Source organism: Bradyrhizobium sp. CCBAU 45321, from assembly GCF_028128975.1.
GTDB lineage: Bacteria > Pseudomonadota > Alphaproteobacteria > Rhizobiales > Xanthobacteraceae > Bradyrhizobium > Bradyrhizobium yuanmingense.
On sequence record NZ_LFKZ01000051.1, the window covers coordinates 1 to 1,054 of the forward strand.

Sequence of the window (1,054 nt, forward strand, 5' to 3'; positions counted from 1 at the left end):
GGCCTGCGTATCATACGCGCGATCCTTGCCGGCGAGCGCGATCCCGAGGCGTTGGCGTGCTTGCGCCACTACAGTTGCCACTCCAGTGCCGAGACGATTGCGAAGGCGCTCACCGGGAGCTACCGCGCCGAGCATCTGTTTGCGCTCGAGCAGGCACTTGCGCTTTACGACACCTACCACGAGAAGGCATCTGCCTGCGACGCCCGGATCGAAGCCGTGTTGAAGGAACTGAGCAACCATCGCGGTCGTGGCCATGGACCAGCACCGCGGGCATCGCTGCGTCGGAATCGAACCGATCAGGCGAACGCTCTAGCTTTCGACGTCCGCGAGGCGCTGTTCGCGTTGCTGGGAAAAGACATCACCACCATCGACGGCCGCGGTCCTTACCTCTCGCTGAAGCTGATCGCTGAATGCGTTGACGACCTCTCCTCGTGGCCAAGTGCAAAGCATTTTACCTCCTGGCTGGGACTGGCGCCGAGCAACAAGGTCTCCGCGGCAAAAGGCTCTCGTCCCGAACACCCCGATCCGGCGGCCGGGCGGCGGCGCTTCTGCGCCTTGCTGCCGTCACCGTCGGACGCACCGATACTGCGCTCGGCGCCTTTTACAGTCGACTTTCATCGCGCGTCGGCAAGGCCAAGGCCGTGACCGCCACGGCCCGCAAGATCGCAGTTCTGTTCTACAATGCTGTGCGATACGGAATTGACTATGTCGATCCCGGGGCCTCGTCATACGAGACGCGCTACCGGACGCGAGTGGTCAACAATTTGCATCGGCGTGCCAAGGCATTCGGCTTCTTCTCCAGCCGTTCGAGCCGAACGTTGGCGATGCCGTTTCTTAGGAATCGTTCTCAAGCGTCAGCTCCCCGATCTTGGCGTGCAGCGTTTTCACGTCCACCGCGGGCTCGCTCGTTCTGTTGGCGCCAGGACCAAAGACCTCGGCCGCCGCTCCCTGAAGCTGGGACTTCCACTGCGTGATCTGGTTCGGGTGTACGTCGAAATGCTCAGCCAGCTGGGCCAGCGTCATCTCGCCCTTGATCGCCGCTAACGCCACCTTG

At 62.5% G+C, this 1,054-nt stretch carries 2 pseudogenes; one reads left to right on the forward strand and one right to left on the reverse strand.

The annotated features are described in order from the left end of the window. Nucleotides 1–838: pseudogene (locus ACM43_RS09625) on the forward strand (transposase); the annotation flags it as partial. A gap of 2 nt (nucleotides 839–840) precedes the next feature. Here ACM43_RS09625 and ACM43_RS09630 read toward each other — a convergent pair. Further along, nucleotides 841–1,054 (reverse strand): annotated as a pseudogene (locus ACM43_RS09630) (transposase); the annotation flags it as partial.